The 21,208-nt window shown below is 46.1% G+C and carries 14 protein-coding genes; 11 read left to right on the plus strand and 3 right to left on the minus strand.

Annotated elements, in window-relative coordinates:
* Positions 1–611: RluA family pseudouridine synthase (locus tag RT064_RS05255; protein ID WP_313062180.1), on the plus strand; the 611-nt coding region annotated here is incomplete at its 5' end.
* 93 nt (positions 612–704) lie between these two features.
* Here the strand turns inward: RT064_RS05255 and RT064_RS05260 are convergent.
* The 3 genes from RT064_RS05260 to RT064_RS05270 form a co-directional block, all read right to left on the minus strand.
* Positions 705–1,520 carry a TIGR03915 family putative DNA repair protein gene (locus tag RT064_RS05260; protein ID WP_313062182.1) on the minus strand — a complete coding sequence of 272 codons (816 nt, stop codon included), beginning with the start codon at positions 1,518–1,520 and terminating at the stop codon, positions 705–707.
* An 84-nt stretch (positions 1,521–1,604) separates the two neighbouring features.
* Complete coding sequence (locus RT064_RS05265; RefSeq protein WP_313062184.1) at positions 1,605–2,861, minus strand: putative DNA modification/repair radical SAM protein; 1,257 nt, start codon at positions 2,859–2,861, stop codon at positions 1,605–1,607.
* A gap of 198 nt (positions 2,862–3,059) precedes the next feature.
* Positions 3,060–3,617: a hypothetical protein gene (locus RT064_RS05270; protein WP_313062186.1), complete on the minus strand. Its 558-nt coding sequence runs from the start codon at positions 3,615–3,617 to the stop codon at positions 3,060–3,062.
* Between the two features lie 349 nt (positions 3,618–3,966).
* Here RT064_RS05270 and RT064_RS05275 point away from each other — a divergent pair, with 349 nt between their 5' ends.
* The 10 genes from RT064_RS05275 (at position 3,967) to RT064_RS05320 (ending at position 21,198) form a co-directional block, all read left to right on the plus strand.
* The gene (locus tag RT064_RS05275) at positions 3,967–5,163 is read left to right on the plus strand and encodes an amino acid aminotransferase (RefSeq protein ID WP_204156042.1); all 1,197 of its coding nucleotides are present in this window, start codon (positions 3,967–3,969) and stop codon (positions 5,161–5,163) included.
* 276 nt (positions 5,164–5,439) lie between these two features.
* The gene (locus RT064_RS05280) at positions 5,440–6,222 is read left to right on the plus strand and encodes a vWA domain-containing protein (protein ID WP_313062189.1); all 783 of its coding nucleotides are present in this window, start codon (positions 5,440–5,442) and stop codon (positions 6,220–6,222) included.
* A 56-nt stretch (positions 6,223–6,278) separates the two neighbouring features.
* On the plus strand, positions 6,279–8,330 hold the full coding sequence (locus RT064_RS05285) for a PP2C family serine/threonine-protein phosphatase (RefSeq protein ID WP_313062190.1): 2,052 nt from the start codon (positions 6,279–6,281) through the stop codon (positions 8,328–8,330).
* Between the two features lie 24 nt (positions 8,331–8,354).
* Positions 8,355–10,895 carry a hypothetical protein gene (locus tag RT064_RS05290; protein ID WP_313062192.1) on the plus strand — a complete coding sequence of 847 codons (2,541 nt, stop codon included), beginning with the start codon at positions 8,355–8,357 and terminating at the stop codon, positions 10,893–10,895.
* A 41-nt stretch (positions 10,896–10,936) separates the two neighbouring features.
* Positions 10,937–11,845 (plus strand): RDD family protein, encoded by a 909-nt coding sequence (locus RT064_RS05295; RefSeq protein ID WP_313062194.1) that lies wholly within the window; start codon positions 10,937–10,939, stop codon positions 11,843–11,845.
* 50 nt (positions 11,846–11,895) lie between these two features.
* Entirely contained in the window at positions 11,896–14,121 is a 2,226-nt protein-coding gene (locus RT064_RS05300) for an FtsW/RodA/SpoVE family cell cycle protein (RefSeq protein ID WP_313062196.1), read from the plus strand.
* A gap of 75 nt (positions 14,122–14,196) precedes the next feature.
* A complete protein-coding gene (locus RT064_RS05305; protein WP_313062197.1) occupies positions 14,197–17,220 on the plus strand; it encodes a penicillin-binding transpeptidase domain-containing protein in 3,024 nt (1,007 codons plus the stop codon).
* Positions 17,221–17,245: 25 nt separating this feature from the next.
* The gene (locus tag RT064_RS05310) at positions 17,246–18,817 is read left to right on the plus strand and encodes a hypothetical protein (protein ID WP_313062199.1); all 1,572 of its coding nucleotides are present in this window, start codon (positions 17,246–17,248) and stop codon (positions 18,815–18,817) included.
* Between the two features lie 57 nt (positions 18,818–18,874).
* Positions 18,875–19,771, plus strand: a complete 897-nt coding sequence (locus RT064_RS05315) for a pseudouridine synthase (RefSeq protein ID WP_313062200.1) — start codon at positions 18,875–18,877, stop codon at positions 19,769–19,771.
* A 50-nt stretch (positions 19,772–19,821) separates the two neighbouring features.
* Positions 19,822–21,198: an FAD-binding oxidoreductase gene (locus RT064_RS05320; RefSeq protein ID WP_313062202.1), complete on the plus strand. Its 1,377-nt coding sequence runs from the start codon at positions 19,822–19,824 to the stop codon at positions 21,196–21,198.
* Positions 21,199–21,208: the final 10 nt, after the last annotated feature.

Here is a 21,208-nt window from a genome sequence, read left to right on the forward strand (position 1 = left end):
TACTTTTTCATTATCCTGACAGCCGCACGCTACCTAGAGCAGGATTGGTACATCGGATCGATAAAGAAACATCGGGTTTAATGGTAATTGCAAAAGACAGTCAAAGCCAGCTGCATCTAATTAATCAGCTTAAAGACAAATCCGTGTACCGGCTTTATCAAGCGATTGTGTTAGCGTCCACGGCTGAGCTTGCCCGCCATCGCACCATTGATGCCCCCATTGGTCGCCATCCGACCCAGCGTACCAAAATGGCGGTGGTGGGTAGTGGTAAACCGGCTATCACTCATCTTGAGAAAATCACAGCGATAAGCGACGCTGTCTCATTGGTCAGCGTGCGACTAGAAACAGGGCGCACCCACCAAATCCGTGTGCACTTATCAAATTTAGGTTTTTCATTGCTCGGAGATCCGCTATATGGCGCTGCTCGTAAAAATGCCATATTGTTAAAAACCTTGGATGACGACCAAAAACAGATCGTACAACAGTTCCAGCGTCAGGCGCTGCATGCGTATGAGCTTGGCTTTATCCACCCAAAAACAGGCGAGCCTATTAAAGTCCAAGCACCCCTGCCCGAAGACATGCAAAAATTACTCGACACCCTAAAGCCCTAACAAAGCCATAACTTTTTACCGTAATCTTACTTTTATTAGATTACTGAGGTGTTATTGAGTCGTGTTAGTGGGCGATTAGGGTATGCCCCGCTATTAACCCATTTTTTCTGTCAAATATTTCCAATAGCGTTTTGGCAAATACTGAATATGCAGCTTGCGATTTAAACGCTCTTTGATGGTCACGTGGGTAAAATATTTTTGCCAAAGCGTTTGGTATTGTTGTTCTGCCTCGCTATAAAACTGCTGCGGATGCAGTAGCGCTTCATCATCTACCTCACAGATGATATGGACTTGTTCGCTGGGGTCATCGTGAGCGTAATAAATACCAAACCCGCGTTTGACATCATAAATCGCCCAAGTCTGATCGGCATAGCGTTCTTTAAAATGCTGATGCAAAATGGGTAATACATTAAAATCAGGCTCAACACGCGCAAAGTATACCGGTTTGTCGGCGTCTGGCATTTGCATTTGCTCAAATCGCACAAACGCCTGCATACGGTGGCGCTCACGCCCGACCATTTTGATAAGCTTGCTCACTGCCATCACATCCGCATGGGTATAATTCTCCCACACATCAAGGTTGGGATTGGACAATTGAAACCGTACCACCCCAAACAGATGACTATACACCGTAGGCGATTCTGATAAAAAGCCCCACAGCAGTTGCCGCATACCGTTTTTGCCAAAGACGTTCTCTAATTTATCACTCACCCGTAAGGTTTTGGCTTCATCGGTCGCGACGGTGACAGTGGCTTGCCAAAAATTGGGCACCACTTCATGCTCGGCTTGAATGGTCACAATCGGGGTGTGCTGCCAACCGTTCTCAAAAATGGTGAACACACACGTGAGCCACCCTTCAAAGCTGCCATCAAAGATTAAAATGGGGGTCTCAGCCGTCACTAAATCCATGAATGATTGACCTTTTGCACAGTGAACTTTAAAACCTTAATTTTAAAAGATTGATTTTAAAAAATTAAGTCTAAAATAATAATGCTAAAACAACGCCAATTGACCATGCCGCTCGGCTTTGAATTTGGTTTGGGTCTGCGCCAGCACATAATCGCGAAAATTATCTTGCGTTAAATGACTTAAATGCTCATTGCGACCTTTGAGTGCGATAAAGTATTTGGCACGGTTCACGGCAGCGCCCATTTGCTTGAGATGATCGAGTGTCAAAGTCGAAAATTTTCGTGCCTGAACAATTTTTTTGGCGGTTCGGGTGCCAATACCAGGAATACGTACAATCATTTTGTAGGGCGCGGTCTGAATATTGACAGGGAAATGTGACTTATTACGAATCGCCCAAGCCAATTTGGGGTCACAGTCCAAATCCAAGAACGGATGGTCATCGGGTAGAATTTCTTCTGCTTCAAATCCATAAAAACGCATTAACCAATCCGCTTGGTACAAGCGATTTTCTCGTACCATCGGCACAGGGCTGCCTATGGCTGGCAAGCGATTGTCACTGAGCATAGGCACATACCCTGAATAGTACACCCGTTTTAGGTCATATTCTTGATAAAAATGGCTCGATAAACGGATGATTTGTAAGTCGGTCTCTTGCGCTGCGCCCACAATCAGCTGGGTACTTTGACCCGCAGGGGTAAATTTTGGGGTATGTTTGTGTTGTTTTTTACTATCTTTAAACACCACGATTTGTTCTTGCACCACTTTCATTGGCGCTTTCATATCGTCATGGTTTTTTTCAGGGGCGAGCAATGCCAAGCCAGATTTGGTGGGGATTTCCATATTGATGCTTAAGCGATCGGCGTACAATCCTGCTTCCTGCATCAGCTCAGCAGACGCACCGGGAATGGTTTTTAGATGAATATAGCCATTGAATTTGTGCGCAAGGCGCAAGGTTTTGGCGACACGAACCAATCGCTCCATGGTATAGTCGGGCGATTTAAAAATCCCTGAGCTTAAAAACAAACCTTCAATATAGTTGCGCCGATAAAACTGCATGGTCAAATCAACCACTTCTTCGACAGTAAAAGCTGCGCGCGGCGTATCGTGACTGCGCCTTGAGGTGCAATACGCGCAATCATAGATACAGTGATTGGTAAACAGTATTTTTAATAAGGAAACACAGCGGCCATCTTCGGTATAGCTATGACAAATACCCGAGTTAGCTGTGCCGAGTCCTTTGTTATGATTGTCACGTTTGCTGCCACTCGATGAACAGGAAACATCATATTTGGCAGCATCGGCTAAGATGGATAATTTGTCTTGCAATCTTTCATAATTCATCGCGTAAACCTTGCATATCTCATATATCAGCGGATAAAAACATAAAAAATAGGTTGCAAAATTAAACTTAAGATGACTATTTTACCTTATCAGCGGCTAAAAATACGGTTAAAAAAAAGCAAGACGACAATGTGTGACGTCTTGCTTTTGGTAGATTAACGAATTAGTGTCTACGAATTACGAATTACGAATTACGGATTACGGATTCACGATAATAGCCGGTGCTGTCGTGACAGGCACAGGGGTCATTGTCGCTACCGCAGGCGTTGATGTGGGTAGCAATACGGGGGTTGTCGTAGTAGTAGACACAACAGTGGCAGGTTTTGACACGGTTACTGTCGCGCCTGAGCCAGTTTGTACCGTCACTGGGGTGGTGGTATTGACATTCGATGTTGATACTACCGTCGTGCTAGGCGCTGTTGTTACCACAGGGGCTGTGGTAGTGACGACAGGCGTAGAGGTAGATGTAGAGACAGTGCGATAAGTCGGCGTGGTGACAATTTGTGTGGGGTAAAATGGCATACCGTCAACGATGGTAAATCCATTGGGGCGAACCATCACCGTATCGCTCGTGCCATCGATATGTTGATTAACAATCGTTGTGGTTTTTGGCGCCACGCGGGTCGTGGTTACTGTTGTGGTTTTTTTGGCGGCTGATTTAACGGTGCGCGCATTACTGGGCGTTGCCATGGCACTCATGGCAATCACCGCAACTGTCGCGGCAACGATTTGGGATTTTTTTATAGCAGTTATCATAATATTGTGTTTCCTCAAAAATACACCGGATTGATAAAATCATTATGCGCATATTGTTGATAGAAATATAAGTTATAAATGTAAATAACACGCAAAATTTGCAATTTATGCGATAACTGCTGTGAGAAAATGTAACTGCATGGGTAGGTTAACTTATCGAAAGGGCAACTTTGATAGGCTTAAAACTTTGTCAGGTAAAGCGCTTAGATAAGCAAAAAAATAGGCGTGACGGTTGTTTTATTGGGTTACAAGGTTTATCCTTATCCGTTGACATTGAATATTTGGGCAATGCCACGTTAGCGTAAATTTTTTAGCAGTCAAACTTATCAATTAAATGTAGGAGCTATTCATGTTTTCACATGTAGAACCGTATGCGGGTGACCCGATTTTGGGGTTGATGGACAAGCATAAACAAGACCCACGTGCCGACAAAGTTAATTTGGGTGTGGGTGTATACTTTGATAATGACGGTAAATTACCCGTCCTTAACTGTGTGCAAAAAGCTGAAGCACAAATCGCTAATCCACCAAAACCACGTCCCTATCTGCCAATGGACGGTCTGCCAGGTTATCGCGCCGCTTGCCAAAACCTATTGTTTGGTAAAGACGCACAAGTATTAAAAGACAAGCGTGTGGCAACCACAGCGACCATCGGTGGTTCAGGCGCGCTCAAAGTCGGGGCTGATTTTATTCATGCTTGGTTTCCACAAGCCAAATGCTATGTGTCTGACCCAACGTGGGCGAACCATATTGGTATTTTTGAAGGGTCTGGTTTTGCGGTGGGCAAATATCCTTACTATGATGCAGCGACCAATGGCATCAAATTTGATGAGTTGATTGCCTTTTTAAACACCTTGCAAGCCCATGATGTGGTGTTGCTGCATCCTTGTTGTCATAACCCAACGGGCGTTGACTTGACCCAAGCGCAATGGGATAAAGTCCTTGAAGTGGTGAAAGCGAAAAACTTGCTTGCCTTTATGGATATTGCCTATCAAGGCTTTGGTGAAGACATGGATGCAGATGTCTATGCGATTCGCAAAGCAGTGGACATGGGCTTGTTGTTCTTTGTCAGTAACTCATTCTCAAAAAATCTATCACTATATGGTGAACGCGTTGGTGGTTTATCTGTGGTGTGTAAAGACGAAGCACAAGCCAAAGCAGTACAAGGTCAACTGCAGTTCAATATCCGCCGCATTTACTCAAGCCCACCTTCGCACGGCGGTCACGTGGTTGATATCGTGATGAATGACGAAGCGTTATTCAATGAATGGGTACAAGAAGTGTATGTGATGCGCGATCGTATCAAAGAGATGCGCCAAAAACTGCGTGACAGTTTAGAGGCCAAATTACCGGGTCGCAGTTTTGAATATATCACCAAGCAAAACGGTATGTTCAGCTATACTGGTCTTACCCCTGAGCAAGTAGCGCGCATTATCAAAGATTTTGGTATCTATATGGTCGCTAATGGGCGTATCTCGGTTGCCGGTCTAAACGCTAGCAATATTGACTATGTGGCCAATGCCATGGCAGAAGTGTTAAAAGACTAAGCCTGTTAAATGCGCTTATTAAATAAACCTGTTAAAAAACTAAGATAATTAAACAATCAAAACCCTTAACCGCGTGTTAGGGGTTTTTTATGACTTATAACTTATGGTTTACGACTTATGATTAACGGGGCGGGGGAGTATTTAAGCCCTTCTGGTAAGATTGTAGAAATATTTTTGACGGTTGTTAATTAAATCGCCACAAAAAACCTTGCTTTTCGTATCGGCTTTTGCTGAGATACCGATTACAATAATTTTTATAAAAATAGGATATCTTTTATGGTCGCCCACAACCCCATACCCAATTTTCAAACCGCAACTGATTCTACGCCGCCATCCATCCCGCAAGCCATCACCCCGCAGTTTCGTGAAATCGACTACGGCAATAACGTTGCCCAGCGTACCCTCTGCGTTTTGGTGTTGGATTTGTCAGGCTCAATGGCGATACGCTCAGGCAATGGTGACAAACGCCGTATCGATATGCTCAATGAAGGGATTGAAGCGTTTTATCATGATTTGATGAAAGATGAAACAGCCCGCAACCGTGTGCGTTTGGCCATTGTCATCGTGGGCGGGGTCAATGACACTGCAGAGCTGATGATGGACTGGACGGATGCAATTGATTTTTTCCCCATTACATTTCGTGAAAATGGCATGACGCCGCTCGGGCAAGGTATGTTGCTTGCGCTCAATTTGATTGAGCAAGAGCGTATCAATCTACGCGACAACGGTATCAATTATACCCGTCCATGGGTTATTGCCATGACGGATGGTCTGCCCACTGACAGCCAAGATGTGTGGCAGGCGGCTATCAATCAATGTCACCAAGCCGAGCAAAATAATCAATGTATTATTTATCCGATTGCCATTGATGCGGGTGCGCAAGAAGTTAAGATGCTCAAGCAACTGTCGATTTTAACCCCGCCCGTGCATCTCAACTCCGTTAAATTTGTCGAATTTTTTGTGTGGTTGTCCGCGAGTCTTAAGACCGTGTCACAATCTGCGCCTGGAGAAACCGTGCAATTAGGGAGCATCTCACCGTGGGCGACCATTCAAAGTTGAAAGATAATCAGCTTCAACGCTCATAATAATGAAAAACCTAAAAAAAATTGGGGATAATGATGAACCAAACCACGGATTTGTTCGCGCAAACATTGCAATCACCAGTCCAATCATCTTGGCAAGTGTATGGCGCATCCAGTATTGGTAAATCCCATATCGACAGCAACTTGCCCAATCAAGACAGTATCTATTTGCAAAAAACCCAAGACGGTTTGGCCGCTGTGGTATGTGATGGGGCGGGCTCGGCAAAATTTAGCCAAGCGGGGGCAGCGTTTTTTAGTCAATCGATTGCACAAATGCTTCTGGGTCTTAGTGTCAGTCACAGCGGCATTGCGCTTGATTTAGGACAACTTAAACAGCAAATTATCGAGCAATTATCACAAATACGCCTTGACCTGCAGTCACAGCTGCCCGCTGAATCGAGCCTAAGAGATTATCACACTACCTTTACCGGGCTACTTATCCATTCAAATCATCAAGCCATATTGGTGCAAATCGGTGATAGCCCGCTCATCACCAGCCAATTTGTTGTACGCCATCCTCACATTGATTATTTTACCAATTTGCAAGTGTACGGGGATGATAGCAAGAATGAATACGTCAATGAGACGCATTTTATCACCCAAGACAATTGGCAATCCTTTTTAAGGGTTGAGCCCATTGATTTATCGCAAGTGGATTGCCTTGCACTGATGTCGGATGGCTGTGCGGACTTGGTATTTGAAGGCGCAAGTATTACGCCCAAAATTTACCGCCCTTTTTTTGGTAACTTGCTATTTAATTTAGCTCAAAGTCAAAGCTCACAGCAGGGCAGCGCGATTATTGAACAGGCGCTTGGTAACCCTGCGACCTATCGATTAACCGGTGATGATAAATCCTTGGTGGTGTTATTAAAAAATCAACCGCATTATCAAAGCCTTGAACCCATGGTTGATGGGCAAAATAAAACCCTTGCTAATGACACTATAGCGGCTGCACCAAATAATCCCACGGTTTGGCATACCGATGCTGTCAATCATAAAAACAACCGCGCCACTAGCACGCCTGATGACGTAGCATTTAATGACATAACCTCCAATAACATCAATAACGTAGCGCCTAACCCAACTCCGCATTCTGACAGTGGTGTACAGACTGCTCCTGCAACTTTAGCAGCTACAACGTCACAGGTTTTGCCGCCTTCACAGTCCGTCAGTGACTCAACCAGACAGCGGCGTAATACTGCTATGATGGCTGGCGCCGCGATGCTCATTGGCACCGGTGTATTGGGCTGGATAAATAAAGATCGATTGCTGCCCACGCAAACTGTCAACAATGCCAATACTGCGGCATCGGTGGCGAGCACAACGCCCACCTCGGCCATAACGACCCCACTGACCGCGCACGCACTGGGTGATTCCTATGCCATTGACTTGACCAAAGCCGCAACGGTTACCGATAGTGGCAATCCCATTGATGATCCCATCTTAAAGGTGATAGTAGCTAGCCCGCAAGGTCAGTCTATCGATGTCATCGAGCAAAACTCTAAACAAACAAGCAGCGCTAAAACTAAAAAAGACAATAAAAATAGTGTGAATCAGCCTTTATTATCCGCCACTGTGACCACGGTGGTCGCTAATAAAAACCCAACGGTCGCCAGTGGCGCAGCGAGTACCGCTTTGCAAAACCAACATACCGAGACCGAGGCTACTTTGACCGACTCAAAATTTAACAATTATGCTGTCAAACTTGCGGCTAAAGCAAGCTGTTTGCCAGTGACCGATACCCATGATTTGACAAGTTTAGGGGTCACCATCCAGCCCACGATGCATTACTACAACTGCCAAATTAGCTTGCCTATCAAATCGATGACGAGCCAAATAGCGGGGTTAAGCAAAAAGACGGAAATCTTGGATAGTCTGACGCTCGATAAAGGGCTATCAGAAATTTTAACCCACTCTACCACCAATACCGCAGCTATCGCCTCATCGGTTACGGGTTTGCCTGCTAGCACGGTCAGCGATTCTGGCGGCAATCAGCAAATACAGCTATACTATTTGGGTATTACTGACCCAGTAAACCATATGAGTGCCCCTGCTAGCACTGAGTTAGCCGCTTTACCCACCTAATCTGCCAATCTGAAGAGATAGTCCATGCCGTATTTAATTGCAAACAATCAGCGTATCACCATTGATTTGCCTATCTCTCATGAGATCGGCTCTGGCGGTATGGGCATTGTCTACCGTCTTGGTAATCTGTTAGGCACGGGCAATTTGGTGGCAAAAATCTTTAAAAATCCCAGCGATCCCAAAAACCCCAGTCTTGCCAAACTACAAGCCATGATGGCGCGCCCGCCTGAGCATATTTATGAAGTGATTAATGGGGTAGGGTATACCCAGTTTGCTTGGGTGAGACATTTGATTGTCGGCGAGCATGATGAGCTGATTGGCTATGCCATGCCAGAGCTGGACTTTGATAGGTCGTTATCGCTCAATCCTTTTATGTACCCCCGAGAGGCAGCAAAACTGACCGCGTATCAGCAGAGTCTCAATTATCGCGTGCAGCTGTGTGCCAATATTAGCGCCTTGATGGCGGATTTACATGGTCATGGGCATGCCTTTATTGATTTTAAAGAAGCCAATATGCGCCTGATGCCAGAGCCAAGCACGGGCATGGATGATGATTATAAAGGCTTTATTGTTGGGTTTATCGACTGTGATAGCTATCGTATTACTGGCAGTGATGGCAGCGTTTATCCCAGTCCTGTCATATCCCCTGAAATGACAAGTCCTGAATATCATGAACACAAAGATATTGGTTTATTGGATGAAAAACACGACCGTTTTGTACTGGCGATTGAGCTGTTTAAAATTTTAAACAATGGTATTCATCCTTTTTATTTCATTCCTGTGTCAGACCGATTAAAAAATGCTGCCCATCGCAACACCGACCAATTTATCAAAGAGCGGCTGTATGCCTACGGCTTGCAGCCACAGCCAGAGATTGCACCGCTAAAAAACAGCATTCATATGTGTTGGGATGACCAAACCCGTGCGATGTTTGATAAAGCGTTTTTATCCACCCATCCAACTGATCGCCCAAGCGCCGCCGAGTGGGAAAACCATCTACGCGGATTGGTTCAACATCGACAGTTTAAAGTGTGTGAAAATTATCCCAATGATGCCAGCCACATTCATTTTGTCGGTAAACCCTGTCATCGCTGTCTGTTTTTAACCGTACCGAATAACCCGTTAACCACGCCCGTCACGCCTGTACCCGCCATCAGCGCTGCAGCGACAAGCAGCGTCTGGCAAACCACGCCCACCCGTGCTTCTGTAGCGTCCACTGCTGCAAATCACCCAAGTCATCAGTCAAATCAGCAGCCAAGCGCGGCTTTGAGCGGTTTGATGGATGATGAGACATTGGAAAACAATCGTCGGCTTGAACAATCGCTCAATACCCAGGCTAACAGTCACACGGGCATACCGAGCCAGCCCATCAATTTAGTCAATGCAAATGTAGTCAATGCAGGGAATGCAGTCGACGACGCGACCCAAACACCGGCGACTCATTCAATGGCGATGCCAAATACAATGCCAGATACAATGACAGATGCGAGAACAGCACCCGCGCATCACACTGATACTACAGAGGCGACACCCACTTCGCCACCGCATACCACTGCCACAGGTGAGGTAGCTGTCAAAAAGCCCTCTAAAGGGTGGTTGATAGCGATGATTGCTGGCCTAGTGGCAATCGGTGGCTATGGCGTATCAAGGTTAAAATCCGCCTCAACACCGACGACATCACAATCCGCCACTAGCAATCAGTCCGGTAATGCCAAAGCGGCAAATACCGATGACAATCCACAGAAAAAACCAAAAAGCCAAAATAGTTACAGCACCATCATCAAATCGCTGCCAACAGCAAAAGCCACTATGACGCAAGCGCTTAAAGCGCAAAATGGCTTTTTTTCTTCCTCATCGCAAACTAGCGTAGCCAAGCTTTATCAAGACACGCTCGGTATTAGCCCTGAGTTTTTTGATAACGTAGTCAAGGTGGGTGAGTTTGCCGAGCCATCGCTCAAACAGCTGCAAGAGCTGGGTTACAGCCAAGATATCAATGCGACAAAGCAATACTCGCTTGAAGCCTTTCGCAACGCGGATATGGGCTATTTTAAACAGCAGCCCACCAATAAAACGCTCGCTAAACAACTCAATGAAGCGGCAAAAAGCTATTACTGGCGCAAAAAAGACCCAAAAGCCGCCGTTTATCTTCAAGCGCAAGCAGTCAAATACAATCCTAACCAAGGCGAATATGTCGCCAATTTTGCTTATTATTTATTTAAAAACAACTATCCTTATAGCAAATCTTTTTTGCTTTATGCGCTACAAACGCCGCGTGATAACAGCAAATACCCCAATACTTATATGATTGAATTGGCAGCGGCAATGGCCCTGCAAGCGGGTGATGACAAAGGCGCAGTGGGGTCGTTATTGGCACAGTTTTATACCACGGACGATCAACAAAAACGTTGCCAAAACATGTTAAATTATCCGCAAACCTATCCAGAACTGGTACCCATCGCCGAGAAAGTATTAGCCATTATCGACCAGCAAAACAGTAGCGGCGCCAATCCTGTGCCCGCTGAGTGCTTGCCGCCATACAACTGGGTGGTTGGATCGTCAAATTAGTTTATCAAATTGAAAATATGAAAATAGGGTAGTAAACATCTATGATTATTGTCTGCCAACAATGTGGTCAAAAATTACCAAAAACTGCGGTTATGTGCCCAAATTGTGGCAGTCGTCAGTTTGCGCAACAATCTGATAATCATACTCAGCCGCAGCAAGCAAATTCTTTTGTACAGTCAAGTGGCTATAATGCCTATGACAGTACCCATAACGCGACTCAGACCTCTCAAGTGAACCAGCCAGAACATTCTACTTGGCAAAGTTATACGCCAAATCCATCTGCAGGCAATTATCAACCGACCGATATGCCGCCTGTTCAGGCTAGTCAACCTATGCAGCAACCTGCTCAACCAATCTATGCACAGCCTAATTATGAACAGCCTGATATTGCTCAGGCGTCAAATCCACCCGCACAACCCACTGACTATGCGACTTCTTATGTCGCTCCCGCAGTGCAACCCCAACAACCTAGTCAATACCCAACGCCCGCTACCAATCAGCTCCCTTCGACCGCGCTGCAGACTCGCAAGCCGGCTCATACCATGCTGTATGCAGGTTTTTTGCGCCGCGCATTGGCTTATCTATTTGATTTAGCGTTAGTGAGTTTATTATTGGGATTGGCTTATCAATTATTGTTACCGCAGATTTTACCGCAGCTTGGCATTCGTGGGTTTACCGATCAAACGCTTGCCTTGATAGCGTATGGATTTTATTTGTTCTATATGACGTTATTGACCTGTTTGGGACGACAAGCAACGGTGGGCAAGGTGATTATGGGTATGTGGGTGTTTGGTATGCAGGGTCAACGGGTTAATTTTTTCCATGCGTTAATCCGCGAAACCTTAAAACTTATCTTATTGCCATTTGGTTTTTTGATGTGGTTTACCGCCCGTAAACAAACGCTGCATGATTTAATCGCACGTACCGTGGTGTTGTATGACCCCAATTAATTTTTAAACAGGGATAGCAATAAAAAAAGTTAATCAATTTGGAAAACCCCATGCTAAACATAGTGAGTCGTACAAAAGCCAGCAAAAAACCTAACGCCAAAGCGCAAACGTTGAGCGAAATCATGATTTTAGCGGTGGTATGGCTCCTGTTAATTGGGGCGTTTTTACTGGCAGATTACGCCCATTCACCCAAACTGCAGCGTTATCAACTCGAACTCTCCAGCTATACTGAAGGCATCGCCAAACCGCAACTGCTCAGCAAATATTGTGTCGACAATGTCATTACTAATCTGTATGACAACCGTAATGACCCCAACTATGGCATGACTCAAGCCTGTGCCCAAGCCAGTCAGCCCACACAATTAATGAGTGAGGCAAAGCAACATTTTGCCAAAACCCAACAAGCTTTAGCGGCCGCATGGCAAGCCCAAGGCAAACAGCAACGCCAAACGGAGCTGGTTGAGAATGAAACCGAAGTGAATTTGGGTGGCGATAAACTCAGCAATCGCCAAGATTGGCTACACCTTAACGCTAGTGGGCAACTCGATAGTTTAGACAACCTAATGGCGCTGAAAACCGATAAATTATCCCCTGCCGACCAAGCTAATTTTGCGGTGTCATTGCTTGCGGTTGCTGATGGCAATCGACGTTTTCCCTACAATCGCCTGTTTAGCAATCAGCCTGCCATTGCCAAACTGTTAAATCAATCGGCAAACGATGTCGCCAGTATCTATGACGCCAATAACAACCAACAAAAAGCCCTGCAAGCGAACAATTTACTGCCGTTAATTGGCACGCCCACGCATTTGGGAATGCTCACTCAGGTGTGTATTTGGTCATGGGTGACGTGGGGCTTGCTATGGCTGTCGCGGCGTAAGCACTGGCTAGAAGTGTTGCCGATAGCCATCACCGTGTGGGGACTGGTTATTGCGGGTGTTAGCCATACGGTGATTCTGCCGATGATGGTGGGGGGCGTGCTGTTTTGCGTCGGCGTGCTACTGAGTGTATTGACGATTTTTTCCCCCATGCGTCGGTTCATGGAAAAATTCCCCGACAACCGTGCCATGCTGTCATCTGCGTGGATTTATCCGTTGTTTGTAGGCTTTGCCACCTTTGGCTTGATGATTTTATTTGATTTAAGCACCCGTAGTTATTTGTCACTGCGTTATATTTTTCTCAATCATTTCAAAGATTTGTTTTGGTGTTTTGTGTTTATTAGCCTGGCTCGCCCGATTAGCAGTTTGCTGAGTTGGGGGCTTAAAACCCTCATTGCCAATAACTTACTACACAGCAGTTGGGGCAATGTTAAATCGGCGATGACTAAAGCGCGTGTGTGGCTACTTGCCTTTGCGGTGGGCTATCTGGGCTTGGCAGTGCTGATTCACAGTGACAGCGCGAAAGTCGCTGAATTGTCAAAGATTTGGCTGATGGTGTTTTTGGGCGTGTTTTTGGCGATTAACCAACGCGGCTTGATTAATCATCTGTTTTTCCGCTCCAAAAAAATGACACTACTGCTTGCTTTTGCAGTAGTGTTACCATTTATCGCGCTAGGTATTGCCAATGAAAAAGGCACGATGCTGGTATTTTTGTTTTTGTTTACCTTTTTGGTGGGCGTGGCGCTATCCAACAAGATTTTCCAAATGGGTGGGCGGGGTTATATTTTGGGCGTGTTGTCGAGTACCGCGATTTTGCTTTTGCTGATGATGGTGTTGGTGAATTTAAGCGGATTTGATGCGCGTACTGCCGAGCGGGTCAATGCGTGGGTCAATCCGTTTGTGGCGAGCAATGATCAGATGGCGATTTTGCATTGGTTTCGCGATAGTGTGCCGATGATTGGCTATGGGTTTGGCGATATTCCGTGGTGTGGTTATCATTTGTCGGGCTGTCAGGGCGTACCGCTACAGATGCAAAGTGACTATACGATTACCTCGGTGATGGCAGTGGTGGGTATCGGGGCAAGTGTGGTACTGATGATGGTGTATTTTGCGTGGCTTACGCTCATTGCCCGTCAGCAGATGGCGTTCGCCAGTGAGCAGATGAAATCACGGCTGTTGTCGGGTGGTTATTTTTTGCTGGCGTGGGTGATTTTGCTGTGGGTGGTAATTACGGTGTTTCAGGCACTTGTCACCATTTCGGGGAATTTAGGAATTTTGCCTCTCACGGGGGTGACGTTGCCGTTTTTAAGTTATGGCACCAGTAATTTATGGCTCAATAGTATTATGCTCAGTTTGGCGCTGTTTCAGCCAAAGTTGATGTTGGACGGCAATAAACCATAAACTGTATGCTCAATAACTTATCCAATCGTAGAAACGTCAAATTTTAGTAAGGCTTGCAAAAATTAAAGGTTCAAAATGACCGAAAACCAAACCCCGAAAGACGAAAACAGTCAAGAAACTATGAACAGTGGCGATTTAGAAACTGTCAACAACACAGGTTCTGACACGCTGTCACAGGACGAAAATGTCGCTGATTCAGTAGATGTTGAACAAATCACCCCGCCTGCCAATGCCTCCGACAATACGCAAGCAAGTGAAACAAAAAACACTAACAAAAAAATCAAAAACGACGGTAAAGTTGCCAGTTTTCGGGTTTCTCAAGCGCTTTACAAAACCATTTTGACCAACTTACAAGTGATTTTGGTGGTGTTTGTTGTCGGTCTTATCGGCTGGCTGGCGTGGTATCTCTCGCCCTTAACCGCCTCAAATACCACGTACAATGCAGAGGCGAATGAAAACGCCGTGTCACTTGTCGTCGATAATCTGGGTATGGCGGATGTGGTCAACCAAGCCAATAGCCAAACTGCTAATACCCAAAGTGCAACCGCTAATTTATCGAGTTCGGTCAACGCCACGCCTGCCAAAACGTGCGATTTAACTCAGCCCAAAAACCAAGCCCGTTTTACCGACAGTATCAACCGAGTCAATCAAAGTCTGCTCAGCTTGTACCAGCAAAAACGTCTAGCCAACCACTACCAACTGCAAACCGCCAGCCTTTGGCAACAAGCCTGTGAGCAACATATCAACGAAGACGCGTTAGCCTTTGCGCTAAAAACGCTTGCCAGCCCCGAGCGATTGTTGCAGCTACAATGGCGAGAACAACAGCCCAATCGCCGAAATCAAAACGACCCCAATGTCGCCCATATGCCAACCAATTGGCTCACCCAAACCAACCCTTGGTATGGGCTACCGGGCTGTGTATACATCAAAACCGCCAAAACGGCGGACAATCAAACAGGCTATCTGTATGTCGATAGTCGTGGCAATACCATGACTGACACAGGTGACGTTGACCCATTAACCCAGCTTTGTAATAACCCTAGATTGATTCCGGTGTCAGTCAAATCCTTGGCGGTCAAACCATTGACAGGGGCGGCGACTTTACCCAATGCACCAGCATCTGACCCAAATAATGCTTTTAATAAAACCAAAAACGATATTCAAAACCAAGCCAATGGCGTGCTGCAAACCCTACAAGACAAACCCACGCAAGACCCGAAGAAACGGATTGCCTCCACCAGCAAAACTGAGGTTGCTTTGCCGACCAATCTAGGGTTGATGTATAGCGAATTGTCCAACATTCACGCCAGCCATTTTGACCGTCAGTTATTGGATGCTTATCAAAGCTACCAACAAAAAAATGATCAACGCAGCTGGTGGCAAAAACTCACGGCACCGCCAATCAATAGTATCAATGTCGATGGCTCGGATATCAAAATCGGCTACAACATGGCGTTAACCCTGGATCCCGCTGTACAGACCACCGCCCAGCAAGTGGCGGATTGTGTCACCAATAATCCCAATGGCACGGACTGTAATAGCGTGCTATCGCCTGCGTTGCAAAATGTCGCCAATGGCATGTATGAGAACGCCTTGGTACGCAGTATCGGTATCGCGGTGATTGATGTCAAAACCCAAGGCGTGCTTGCCCTTGCTAGCGCTGACTCCAACTGCTACCGTGCCGATAATGGCGATACCACGATTAAGCCCACAGGTTGCCCGATACTGTGGAAAAAAGACTGGAGCAAGCAAAACCTGATGAACCATGCGTTATACCAAACCGTGTACCCTGGTTCGACCGTTAAAACCGTACAAGCATTGGCACTGGTACGCGCCAATCCACGGTTTAAAAATATGCAAACCCCTGAAGCGCACTATCTCAAACAAGTGATGGCAAGCTCATCTACCGAAAAAGTGGCGAATTTTTTATATTGTCACCGCACCACCAGTGCGATGTCATTGCAACGTGACCGACAAGGCGTTTGCCCGGGTATGCCCGCCTTTAAAAAAGCCAGTGATGACATGGGCTGGAGTGTGAATTGTGCCGATAAAGGGGGAGTGAATTGCGGATTTAAAGATTTATTGTTTGGTAAAGCCTATAATAGCGACCCGATGCTACAAAGCCGCTATTTTTCAGGTGTACTGCTCACCGATGGCAAGCAAGATTACACCACCAAACAATTGCAATTTACCGAAAGCCAAGTGGCAAGCTGTGTCAAAGCCAATGGCGGACGTATGAACGGGGCGTGTCGTCAAGGGGGCGATATGCTCAATGCCAGCATGAACCAAGTGTTTGGCGCAGGTAATGCCAAAACCTCAGTACTGGGTGTGTCGGATATGTTTGCCAATCTGCTGATTGCCGATAATGGTGCGACCCAGCGTCGTGGCGTGCATTTAATTGAGGATTTGTGGGGCGTCAATCAAATTCCACTGCGTCCTAAAGCTTGGCGAGGCGATGCCCAAAGTCAAGAGACACTGACCACAGCTACCAGCCAACTCGGCGCCATGCCACTGGGTATCAACCAATCTGACGCCCGTGGTGCGCTCAATTTATTATCAGGTACGCTGCTAGCAGGCACAGGTTTGGGCGGTGGCAATGGCACAGCTTTTACTGCCTGTAACCAAGCGATTGGTAGCTGTGCATGGACACAGGGCGTGATGGTGGGCAAAACAGGCACACCCGGCTTTAACTATCCCACCCGCCAAAACGGTCGCAGCTTTTATACCCCCAATGTGACCGTCAGTATGGTGGCAAATCTGTGTAACAATGCGGACATTCGCGCAGGCAAAACTCAGCCATCGGTGGCGTGTTATGCTCGTCCGTATAAATGGTTTGTCTATGGGCTAAAAGATAAAAATGGCAAATGGGATAAAGCGGTAGCGGTATTGGTTGAGCGTAACTGGACTAAAAACGGCTTGGTCGATGACCCCCGCGATGGCATTAACCGAGCGGTACAGGCAGGCATGATATTAGCCAAACAGATGTATCAAAGCTCGGCGATTAGCCGTCCTGCAAACGCCAACCCACGGGCTGATTCAGTGGCTAGTCCAGTAACTGATGCTACGCAAGCGGTTAAAAAAACACAAACTCATCAATAAAAAAGTTAACCATTAAGAGTAAATTATGGCTTACATCACTACCAACCACCGATTTATCATTGACGACAAACACCCAAGCGATGTGTTTGATGAAATGGAAAATTTCTTTAGCCTATACACCACCGCCATTGATGACTTACAACGGGTGAGCGTTCAGCTCTCCGTGCCGACGAGTTTTGATATCACTGCCAATAAGAAAATGGCAGAAAGCTACCGACAATTTACCCAATCGCTCAAATACACCATGCCTGATATTCATATTTTGCCAATTAAAACCCATGCCGCCCAAACAGCGGATGACGATGACACAGCCAGCGAAGCAGATAATTCGGTCATTTTGCTGATTCAACGGCTTGATGGCTATGCGCTAGATGACGAAGAGGAAAATACCAGTCTGTATCCCAGCCTATATAGAAGTGTGTTAGGGCGACTGATACCACGATTTGCTGAAGAAAAATCCGAGGTGGGATTCTACCCTGAGCGTGCCCCAATCATCTTGCCTGAGCCTATCGGGCAACCAGCGCCTTCAGCCCCGATATCTGTAACGCCGCAGTACCCAACCCAGCCTGTTTCGCCACAACCACAGCCTGCTCAAGCTTATCAAACGCCTGTGCAGCCAACAATACCGCCTTCAATCCCCAATCCAGTGCCTGCGGTTGCGCCGCCGCCGCTGGTCAATACCGAGCCTACGCCACATAAGCCACAACCTACGAGGGTGCAACCGCCAATTCAAACGCCAACAGCTGCGCCCAAACCGATGGTCACTGTGTTGCCAAATATCCAAAAATCCGCCAAGCCGTATCAAGATTTATTGACCGATGCGATTATGGCAGCGGCGAAACAATGGGTAGATAAATCCCAAGTGATTACTCAAATCACCTTAAAATCCAATGATGGGCTGACAACCGCGATGGTGGAACAGTTATTTAGCAGTTTTAATCATGCCCATGAACCCAACCATACCCCGCATGATGCCATTGATTTGGTATCTTACGGTTATGAAGTATTAAAACCCAAGCTTGCCACAATTGGGGTAACCTTGTCAGACGAAGCGCAATTTGGGTTAAAAGCCAAAGTGCAAGCCAAGCCAACTGATATCGCACGTTTGCAAAAAGGTGAGGTATTTAGCAATGAGATTAAACTGGGTGTTAAATTCATGACTCAGAATCAGGCACAGCCAAACTCAAATCATCACATCCCAGCAAGCCCGCACGCTTTTACTGCTACGCCACGCCAAGCGCAAAGCAAACTGCCGCAGTTGAACCAAAATCTACAGCAGATTGTTTTGACCATAAAATCTGTGGATGGGCTAGGGGAGCGCCAACAAAAAGTACGTGAGTTTCCGATTGTGTTTGCCAGTCGTGAGGCGCAAATCGCGCATGCCTTACGTCTATTTGCCGCCAATGACCTAAAGCTTGCCAGTGGCATGTATTTTGCGATTGTCGAATCTCAAGGACAGCTGCTGATTGATGAGATTGATCCCAACATCAGCATTACCCGAAACGGTCAACCCATCAACCGACATGATGTTTTGCTGCCCAATGATGTGTTAAGCATTAATCATGCGATAACTGTGCAGTTGTTGTTAGCCCATTAAATGGGCGTAAAATAAAACAGCATCGATAAAGTGGTTTTTTAAAATGATAGATTTAACATGATACAGTGTGGCATGAAACCCAGTAAGTTATATTTACCCCATGATAAGTCGTATATGGGTGGGCGGCTTATCGATTATTTGGCAGCGCATTTTTCTCATATTAGTTTGACAAACTGGCAACGACGATTTGACAGCGGTTTAATTAGCCTTGAGCGTGGTGAGCCGCTCAAGCACGATTCACCCTATTTGGCAGGGCAAACCATCTTGTACTATAGGCAGGTTGAAAATGAGCCTATCATTCCATTTGAGCCCAATATTCTTCATTTGGATGAACATTTACTGGTGGTCGATAAACCGCATTTTTTACCCGTTATACCGTCAGGTCGCTATGTCAGCCAAACCCTGCTAGCCAAATTAAGAAATCATCCAGATTTACAGCAGCTAGCCGTGAATGATATTTCACCCTTGCATCGGTTGGACAAAGACACGGCAGGCGTGATGTTATTATCGGTTAATCCAAGTAGCCGCGCTTGCTATCATGCGCTGTTTGCCGATAGACACATACACAAAACTTACCACGCCATAGCACCGACTCGCAGCGATTTAAGTTATCCCTTTCACATCCATTCCAGACTTGAGCGTGGCGAGCCGTTTTTTTTGACCAAGACGGCCCAAGGTGAGCCCAATGCGCACACTATGATTGAATTGATTGAAAATAACGGGGCGTTTAGCTTATACCGATTAACCCCTGTAACGGGCAAAAAACACCAATTGCGGGTGCATATGGCAAGTTTAGGTATGCCGCTGTTAAATGACAATTTTTATCCCACTGTCAAGACTCAAGGCAGTAGCGATTTTGCAAAACCGTTAAAATTGCTGGCAAAATCCATCGCTTTTATTGACCCATTGACTAACGAATTAAGGGATTTTAATAGTAATTTGAGTCTAAATTAATCCAAAAAACAAATGGACTAGAGATAAAACTAGGTAAGGTAAGGTAAGGTATGCAAATGAATGATTTTTCACAGGCGATTAATGCGCTACAAGCACGTTTTGGCAATCAATTATCGACCAATTTAACCATTCGTGAACAGCACGCCCACACTATGAGCTGGCTACCCAATGAGCCTGCCGATGCTGTTTTGACAGCTCACAACAAACACGACGTCGCCGATGCCGTAAAAATTTGCAACGAGTATAAAATGCCTGTGATTGCCTTTGGTGTTGGTTCATCGATAGAAGGTCAGCTTAATGCCCCTCATGGCGGATTGTGCATTGATATGTCTGCGATGACCGAGATTTTGCAGGTCAATGAAGCGGATTTGACCGCCACCGTACAGGCTGGCGTAACTCGTGAACAGCTCAATCATTATTTGCGGATGACTGGGCTATTTTTTCCCATTGACCCTGGGGCAAATGCCACGCTTGGCGGTATGGTCGCCACTCGGGCGTCTGGCACGAATGCGGTGCGTTACGGTACGATGAAAGATGTCGTGCTGTCGCTTGAAGTCGTCATGCCAAATGGTGAAATCATCCACACAGGCACACGAGCCAAAAAATCATCGGCAGGCTATGATTTGACACGGCTGATTATCGGCTCGGAAGGCACGCTTGGTATTGTGACCGAGATTACGGTGAAACTGTTTGGCGTGCCAGAATGCACAGGCTCTGGGATTTGCCATTTCCCAAGCATTGACTTGGCGTGTCAAACAGTGATGACAACCATTCAATACGGCTTGCCAGTGGCTCGCATTGAGCTACTCGATGCGGTGCAGATCAAGGCATGTAATGCGTATTCCCAATTAACCTTAAAAGAAATGCCAACCTTGTTTGTCGAATTTCATGGCACAGAAAATGGCGTAAAAGAACAAGCCGAATTGTTTGCAAGTATTATTGCTGAGTATCAAGGGCAAGACTTTGCGTGGGATACTGCCGAAGATAAGCGTAAACAGCTTTGGACGGCTCGCCACAATGCCTATCACGCCAGCCGAGCATTACGCCCAGAATGTGGCAGTTTATCGACCGATGCGTGCGTGCCAATCTCGCGCCTTGCTGAATGCGTCACCGAAACGGTCAAAGACATCGAAAGCACAGGGATGCTTGCCCCGATTGTCGGTCATGTGGGCGATGGCAATTTTCATGTGTTGCTGCTCATCAATATGAAAGAAGAAAATGAAGTGAAAACCGCTGAAGGCATTTTACATCGCCTAGCCGAGCGAGCGATTGATATGGATGGAACTTGTACAGGTGAGCATGGGATTGGGCAGGGTAAACGTAAATATATGGATAAAGAACATGGCAATGCGATTTATTTTATGAAAGCGATTAAAAACGCCATTGACCCAAACAATATCATGAATCCTGATAAAATTTGGTATTAATTATTGATTT

Source organism: Moraxella sp. CTOTU49097 (genome assembly GCF_032064105.1).
GTDB classification, from domain to species: domain Bacteria; phylum Pseudomonadota; class Gammaproteobacteria; order Pseudomonadales; family Moraxellaceae; genus Faucicola; species Faucicola osloensis_B.

What these genes read in the sequence shown, in the direction of transcription:
- RT064_RS05265 (WP_313062184.1), bottom strand. Translation starts at nt 2,861, where the DNA reads ATGAATTATGAAAGATTGCAAGACAAATTATCCATCTTAGCCGATGCT.
- RT064_RS05295 (WP_313062194.1), top strand. Translation starts at nt 10,937, where the DNA reads ATGATTATTGTCTGCCAACAATGTGGTCAAAAATTACCAAAAACTGCG.
- RT064_RS05305 (WP_313062197.1), top strand. Translation starts at nt 14,197, where the DNA reads ATGACCGAAAACCAAACCCCGAAAGACGAAAACAGTCAAGAAACTATG.
- RT064_RS05320 (WP_313062202.1), top strand. Translation starts at nt 19,822, where the DNA reads ATGCAAATGAATGATTTTTCACAGGCGATTAATGCGCTACAAGCACGT.
- RT064_RS05280 (WP_313062189.1), top strand. Translation starts at nt 5,440, where the DNA reads ATGGTCGCCCACAACCCCATACCCAATTTTCAAACCGCAACTGATTCT.
- RT064_RS05270 (WP_313062186.1), bottom strand. Translation starts at nt 3,617, where the DNA reads ATGATAACTGCTATAAAAAAATCCCAAATCGTTGCCGCGACAGTTGCG.
- RT064_RS05300 (WP_313062196.1), top strand. Translation starts at nt 11,896, where the DNA reads ATGCTAAACATAGTGAGTCGTACAAAAGCCAGCAAAAAACCTAACGCC.
- RT064_RS05275 (WP_204156042.1), top strand. Translation starts at nt 3,967, where the DNA reads ATGTTTTCACATGTAGAACCGTATGCGGGTGACCCGATTTTGGGGTTG.
- RT064_RS05290 (WP_313062192.1), top strand. Translation starts at nt 8,355, where the DNA reads ATGCCGTATTTAATTGCAAACAATCAGCGTATCACCATTGATTTGCCT.
- RT064_RS05260 (WP_313062182.1), bottom strand. Translation starts at nt 1,520, where the DNA reads ATGGATTTAGTGACGGCTGAGACCCCCATTTTAATCTTTGATGGCAGC.
- RT064_RS05285 (WP_313062190.1), top strand. Translation starts at nt 6,279, where the DNA reads ATGATGAACCAAACCACGGATTTGTTCGCGCAAACATTGCAATCACCA.
- RT064_RS05315 (WP_313062200.1), top strand. Translation starts at nt 18,875, where the DNA reads ATGATACAGTGTGGCATGAAACCCAGTAAGTTATATTTACCCCATGAT.
- RT064_RS05310 (WP_313062199.1), top strand. Translation starts at nt 17,246, where the DNA reads ATGGCTTACATCACTACCAACCACCGATTTATCATTGACGACAAACAC.